The following is a 6862-nucleotide window of genomic DNA, read 5'->3' as shown; positions in this document are numbered from 1 at the left end:
AGGCATTTGCGCCGCAACAAGCGCAAATAAGAATGCCCGGGGTTCGGAGCCCGGGCATTTAACAACGTCGGAAACTGGTCGCCCGCGCTCTCGTACACTTACGCGGGGTGCGTCGTTTCCTATTGACATTGTATCCCGAATTGCCCCGCCGATCCGGGACATTTTGAAAACTCAAATGCGGGCTTATCCTCGATTGGACGGTGCAGTCTAGCTGTGTTGTCCGGCGCGGGAGCTCGCTAATCGGCTATTATTTGTTTAGACAACTTGAGTTGTAGAGGAGTGACCGGTGATGGTGCAGGGCGCCAAACATATGAAGAGCAATAACGCCGCGGACAACGGCGGCTCAAGCCCTCAGCCCAAACCTCAACCAAAACCTAAGCGCCGTCGCAAGCGACTGCCGCGCTGGGCCGACCGGCTCATCACCATCGTCATCATCCTTATTGGCGTGGGTCTTATGACCTGGCCGTGGATCTTGGACCGGCTCGAAGCCTCGGGCGTGTTCAACCAGATCAGCACGGTGTCCAGCACCGTTGACGCGCTGTCTGCCGAGGAGCGCGAGCGCATCCTGCTCCAGGCGCGCTCCTTTAACGAGCAGCTGGCGGGCGAGGCCACCGAGCTTCCCGCCGACCAGATCGAGCCCTACGCCCAGCAGCTCATCTTTGACCGCGACCCCATGATGAGCTGGGTCGAGATCCCCTCCATCGACGTGAGCATGCCCATCTACCACGGCACGAGCGAAGAGGTCCTTATGGCGGGCGTCGGCCACCTGGAGGGCACGAGCCTGCCGGTGGGCGGCACCTCGACGCATTGCGTGCTCACCGCGCACTCGGGCATGCGCAACCTGAGCATGTTCGACGACATTCATTCGCTGGAGCCCGGCGACCTGGTGCTGCTGCACACCATGAACAAGACGCTCGCCTACAAGATGGTGGACTCCGAGGTCGTGCTGCCCGAGGAGATGGAGTCGCTGACCATCGAGCCCGGCGCCGACAAGGTGACGCTCGTCACCTGCACGCCCTACGGGGTGAACGACCACCGCCTGCTGGTGCATTGCGTGCGCACCAAGTACAACAAGAAGGACGTCGACAAGCAAAAGTCGCTGGCCGGCCGCCACTGGGGCAAGCGCGAGTTTGCCGTGCTCATCGTGGTCGTGGCCATTGTGCTGTTGCTGCTGGACATCGTGATCCACGCGGTCCGCAAGCGCCGCAAGGCCAAGGCCTCGGCATAAGACATTCTCCAGAACCATCACAATGGAGACAGGCACCTTTGTGGTGGTCGGGGGCTTCCAAACCATCACAACATTCGATGAAAATCGCGATTTCGACGAAAAACATCGAATGTTGTGATGCTTTTCGTTGCGGGTGAGACGGTCTTCATTGTGGGCGACGCGGTTTTCGCTATGGACGGTGCGGTTTCGCTGCAGAACTGCCAGCACGCCGCCTGCCAGCCCGCCGTCCTCGTTACGTTTTCGCTGCATTTGGGTAAAGCGCCTGCTCCAAGCCGGCGTTGCCTTGTATACTAGAGCGGTTTATCTGTTATGCGGAAGGGAGCGCCTATGGCACTCAGCGAGAAAGACGTGCGCGGCATCGCCGAGTACGCAAAGATCGCACTGACCGATGACGAGCTCACCCAGATGACGTCCTACCTGAACGACGCCGTCCAGATGCTCGAGCCCGTCTTGCAATATGACTTACCCGACGTGGAGCCCACGTTCCATCCTATCGGAAGCCTGTCCAACGTGATGGGCGATGACCTGCGCGAGCCCGAGCGCGACCTGCCGCTCGACGTCGCGCTCGAAAACGCCGGCAGCGCGCGCGACCGCTACTTCCGCGTGCCGTCCATTTTGGGAGAGGGGGAGAGCGAGTAATGGCACAGAGCTTCGATTCCCTTACCGCTGCTCAGATTGCCGCGGGCGTTGCCGCCGGCGACTTTACCGCTACCGAAGTGGCCCAGGCCTCCCTTGCCGCCATCGAGGCGCGCGAGGGCGGGGTCCAGGCATTCCTACAGGTGTCGCCCGAGCTTGCGCTCGAGGCCGCCGCGCGCGTGGATGCCGACCGTGCCGCCGGAAAGCCGCTGCCCCCGCTCGCGGGCGTGCCGCTGGCCATTAAGGACAACATGAACCTCGTGGGCACGCGCACCACCTGTGCTTCCCGCATGCTCGAGAGCTACCAGAGCGTCTACACCGCCACCTGCGTCCAGCGCATGCTCGATGCCGGCTGCCTGCCCATGGGCAAGGCCAACATGGACGAGTTTGCCTTTGGTAGCTCCACCGAGAGCTCGGCGTTCCACCGCACTAACAACCCCTGGGATACCGAACGCGTACCCGGCGGCTCCTCGGGCGGCTCTGCTGCCGCCGTCGCCGCGGGCGAGGTCGCGCTCTCGCTGGGCTCGGACACTGGCGGCTCCATTCGCCAGCCGGCGTCGCTGTGCGGCGTGGTGGGCTTTAAGCCCACGTATGGCGCCGTGAGCCGTTACGGCGTGGTTGCCTTTGGCTCGTCGCTCGACCAGGTGGGCCCCTTTGGCCGCACGGTCGAGGATGTCGCGCTGGCCATGAACGCGCTTACCGGCGCGGGCCACGATCCGTACGACTGCACCAGCCAGGATTGCGCCGTCGACTTTACCGAGCATCTCAACGACAGCATCGAGGGCAAGCGCGTGGGCATTATCCCTGCGTTTATGGAGGCCGAGGGCCTGACGCCCGAGGTCAAGGCCGCTATTCAACGCGCCGCCCAGGAGCTGCAGAACCAGGGCGCCGAGCTGGTCGAGGTCGACCTGCCGCACCTGGACGCCGCCATCGCCGCCTACTACGTCATCGGCCCGGCGGAGGCGTTCTCCAACCTGGCCCGTTTCGACGGCATTCGCTACGGCTATCAGGAGGAGGGCTGCGCCAACCTGTCCGACCAGAGCTCGCTTTCGCGCGCCCACGGCTTTGGCGCCGAAGCCAAGCGCCGTCAGATGCTCGGCGCCTACCTGCTGAGCTCGGGCGTGTACGACAAGTACTACTACGCCGCGCAAAAGGCCCGCACGCTCATCACGCGGGACTACGACGCCGCGTATGCCAAGGTGGACACCATCCTCATGCCCGCCTCGCCGCGCACGGCCTTTAAGTTTGGCGAGATCAGCGACCCCACGCAGATGTATCTCTCCGACCTGTACACCATCTCGCTCAACATTTGCGGCAACGGTGGCATCTCGGTGCCGCTGGGCCTGGGCGAGGATACTCATCTGCCCGTTTCTGCCCAGCTGGTGGGTCCGGCCTTTAAGGACCGTCAGCTGCTCGCGTTTGCCCGCGCCCTGGAGCGCGGCTTTGCCGATGCCGCCACGGGTGCGCCCGCGCTTTCCGTCGCGCCCGATTTTGCCGGGAAGGGAGGCGAACTGTAATGAAGGAGCTTTCCGAGGTCCTGCAGGATTGGGAGGCCGTGATCGGCCTGGAGATCCATACTGAGCTCACCGCGCTCGATACCAAGATGTTCTGCAACTGCAAGCTCAGCCACGATGACGAGCCCAACGCCAACGTGTGCCCGGTGTGCCTGGGCCTGCCCGGCGCCCTGCCGGTGCCCAACAAGCGCGCCATCGAGAGCATCGTCAAGGCCGGCCTCGCCACCAACTGCGAGATTCAGCGCCACTCGATGTTCTACCGCAAGCACTACTTCTATCCCGATATGGCCAAGAACTTCCAGACTACGCAGGGTCCGGTCGCTTTTGCCATGTACGGTCACCTGGACCTGGACGTGACCGGTCGCGGTGCCGCCGAGCGCCCCGACTGCGCGTTTGGCGAGGCCGAGGCCCAGAGCCTGGCGAGCGCCTCGGCCAACGCCGAGGGCCTGTCCACGTCCATGACGTCGACCATGCGCGAGGGCAATCAGCGCTCCGGTCATCTGGCCAGCTATGATGCGTCCAACCTGCAGATGCCCGAGCGCCGCGAGGACGGTTCCTACACGGTGCCCATTCGCATCCTGCGCATCCACATGGAGGAGGACGCCGCCAAGATGGTCCACGTGGGCGGTGCCGAGGGCCGCATTACCGCCGCGGCCGAGTCGCTCGTCGACTACAACCGCTGCGGCACGCCGCTGATTGAGCTCGTCACCGAGCCCGACCTGCGCACGCCTGAGGAGGCTCGCCTGTTTATGGAGAAGCTCCGTCGCATTTTTGTGACGCTGGGCATTTCGGACTGCTCCATGGAGAAGGGCTCCATGCGCTGCGACGGCAACGTGTCGCTGCGCCGCCGCGGCGAGACCAAGCTGGGCACCAAGACCGAGCTCAAGAACCTCAACTCGTTTAAGAGCCTGCATGACGGCCTTGCCTACGAGATCTGCCGCCAGGCCGAGGTGCTCGAGGAGGGCGGCATCATCTATCAGGAGACCCGCCACTGGGAGCCCAGCCGCAAGCGCACCGTAGTCATGCGTGTGAAGGAGACGGCCGATGACTATCGCCTGTTCCCCGATCCCGATCTGGCGCCGTTTGATCTGGATGACGAGTTCATCGACCGCTGTCGTGGCGAGATTCCCGAGCTGCCCGATGCCAAGCGTGCCCGTTTTGAGACCGACTTTGGCATTAAGGCGGCCGATGCCGAGCAGATTGCCGGCGACCCCGAGTTTGCTGAGTTCTTTGAGGCTGCCGCTACCGGCATGGCTGGCAAGGAGGCCCAGACGGTTGCAAACTTGCTGGTCAACGAGATGATCGCCTATCTTAAGGGCGCGGGCGTCTCGCTGACCGAGTCCGGTATTGCACCTGCCCAGGTGGCAGCCCTTGCCAAGTTGCTGGCGACCGATGCCATCAGCTCCAACCAAGCGCACGAGGTCTTTGAGGCCATGGCTCAGACCGGCGACGACCCCAACAAGATCGTCGACGAGCGCGGTATGCGTCAGGTGAGCGATGCCGGCGCGCTGCAGCCGATCGTGGACGAGGTGCTGGCGAACTGTGCCGATCAGGCGCAGCAGTATCGCGACGGCAACCAGAAGGTCATCGGCTTTTTGGTGGGCCAGTGCATGAAAGCAAGCCGCGGCAAGGGCAACCCGAAGCTCTTCAACGAGTTGCTGAGAACGTCGCTCTCGTAAGCGGGAACCGAGGGGCCGGGCGCAGGGCCTTGCCTCTCAATTTCGGACAGTCCTGCGCAAGACGAAGGCCACATTAAGTGGCCTTCTTTGCGTGCGGAACTCATTTTGAGCAAGCACCCGCCCTGCCGGGGCTCCCGGGTTCTGCAACGACTCGGCCGTTCGGGCCAGGTGGGGCTGATATAAATAGAGTGAATGGGCGCGCCGTTGGCGCGTCCATTTTTGTGCGGGTGACAAAGGGACTGTCCCTTTGTCACATTGCAATAAATGTGATGGAAGTGTGGAGAAATGAGCTTAAAACTTCCGTAAATGTGATAAATGTCACGTTTTAACTAGGGTAAAATGTGGGAAATATCACGTTTACGGAAGTTTCTTTGCGGGAGGTTCGGTCATGCAGCGAGATATCATTGCCAAGCTTAACGCTTGGAAAGCGTCAGAATATCGTAAGCCGCTTATCCTTAAGGGGGCGCGCCAGGTTGGAAAGACGTGGGCGCTTAAGGAGTTCGGCCGAACCTCGTACCTCAATTTTGTGTATCTGACGCTCGAGGAGCCGTCACCTGGGGTACAGAGCGAGTACGCTCAGTTTTTCGAAGGTACGCGCGATCCTCGACGGATCATCTCAAATCTTTCCCTGGCACTTGGACAGCCTATCGATCCCGGCGAAACGCTGCTTATTATTGATGAGATCCAGGATTGTCCTTCTGCAGTCGGCGCCCTTAAATACTTCTGTGACGAGGCCCCCGAGTATCACGTCGCATGCGCAGGGTCTTTGTTGGGCGTTCGCTTGTCCCGTGAGACCAGCGCTTTTCCGGTGGGAAAGGTCGAGTTCATGGAGATGCGCCCCATGAGCTTTTCCGAGTTTCTGAAAGCCGAGGGCGCTGCAAACTACGACGAATACCTTGGCGGCCTGGATCAGATCGAGACAGTGCCCGATTTCTTCCATGTCCGTCTCGTCGAGCATCTTCGTCGTTATTTTGCATGCGGCGGCATGCCAGAGGCTCTTGGCCGGTGGGTGGAGACGGGCGATATCGTTCAGGTCGATAAGGTGTTGTCTGATCTCTTGGATTCCTACGAGCGCGATTTTGCCAAGCATGGTGGCCGTGCGCAGTTCGCCAAGCTTTCACAAATATGGAACTCGATTCCAGCTCAGTTGGCGCGCGAGAACAAAAAGTTCGTTTGGGGTGCGGTGCGCGAGGGGGCTCGTGCTCGAGAATACGAGGATGCTCTGGAATGGCTTGCCGATGCTGGGCTCATCACGGCGGTTCGCCTTAATGCTGCCGGTGGTGTGCCGCTCTCTGCGTACGATGACCTCAAGGCATTTAAGGTCTACTGTCTTGATGTCGGCTTGCTGCGCCGCATGGCAAGGCTGGATGCGTCCGCTTTTGCCATCTCGGATGCGCTATTTTCGGAGTTCAAAGGTTCGTTCGCCGAGAACTATGTGCTTCAGGCATTACTTTCACAGTTAGATGCTGCTCCGCGTTATTGGACAAACGAGAAGCCGAAGCACGAAGTCGATTTTTTGATTCAAGTCGGAAACGAAATCGTTCCCGTCGAGGTCAAATCGGGAGAGGTCGTTCATTCCAAGAGCCTTAAGTACTATGCCGACAAGCATGCGGAGACGACTCCATTGAGGGTCCGCTACTCACTTAAGAACCTAAAGCTCGACGACGGGGTGCTCAACATTCCGTTGTATTTGGCTGATCGATCTGTCCCTCTTATCAAAAAGGCGCTTGATCGTGCACATCTTGACGTTTAGATCCTGGGTGAGCTGACGGGCGGCGGCTAATTAATCGCTCCGTTACGGCCAG

The 6862-nt window shown here is 61.0% G+C and carries 5 protein-coding genes; all 5 read left to right on the top strand.

Translation table 11 applies throughout. The annotated features are described in order from the left end of the window. Positions 1 to 310 precede the first annotated feature (310 nt). Positions 311 to 1228: a class C sortase gene (locus ABG996_RS05380; protein WP_195543875.1), complete on the top strand. Its 918-nt coding sequence runs from the start codon at positions 311 to 313 to the stop codon at positions 1226 to 1228. A 327-nt stretch (positions 1229 to 1555) separates the two neighbouring features. Beyond that, a complete protein-coding gene (gatC, locus tag ABG996_RS05375) occupies positions 1556 to 1867 on the top strand; it encodes an Asp-tRNA(Asn)/Glu-tRNA(Gln) amidotransferase subunit GatC (RefSeq protein ID WP_055287082.1) in 312 nt (103 codons plus the stop codon). Further along, the gene (gene gatA / locus ABG996_RS05370; protein ID WP_347478123.1) at positions 1867 to 3381 is read left to right on the top strand and encodes an Asp-tRNA(Asn)/Glu-tRNA(Gln) amidotransferase subunit GatA; all 1515 of its coding nucleotides are present in this window, start codon (positions 1867 to 1869) and stop codon (positions 3379 to 3381) included. Before gatC ends, gatA begins: the two co-directional genes overlap by 1 nt. Then, complete coding sequence (gene gatB, locus ABG996_RS05365; RefSeq protein ID WP_347478124.1) at positions 3381 to 5057, top strand: Asp-tRNA(Asn)/Glu-tRNA(Gln) amidotransferase subunit GatB; 1677 nt, start codon at positions 3381 to 3383, stop codon at positions 5055 to 5057. The genes gatA and gatB overlap by 1 nt, the downstream gene beginning before the upstream one ends. A gap of 388 nt (positions 5058 to 5445) precedes the next feature. Next, a complete protein-coding gene (locus ABG996_RS05360; protein ID WP_271737686.1) occupies positions 5446 to 6810 on the top strand; it encodes an ATP-binding protein in 1365 nt (454 codons plus the stop codon). The last annotated feature ends 52 nt before the right edge of the window (positions 6811 to 6862 follow it).

Origin of the sequence: Collinsella aerofaciens (assembly GCF_039836695.1) — a bacterium.
Classification (GTDB): domain Bacteria; phylum Actinomycetota; class Coriobacteriia; order Coriobacteriales; family Coriobacteriaceae; genus Collinsella; species Collinsella aerofaciens_BD.
Note: the sequence above shows the minus strand (reverse complement) of the source record. Positions and strands in the feature narration are given on the sequence as shown.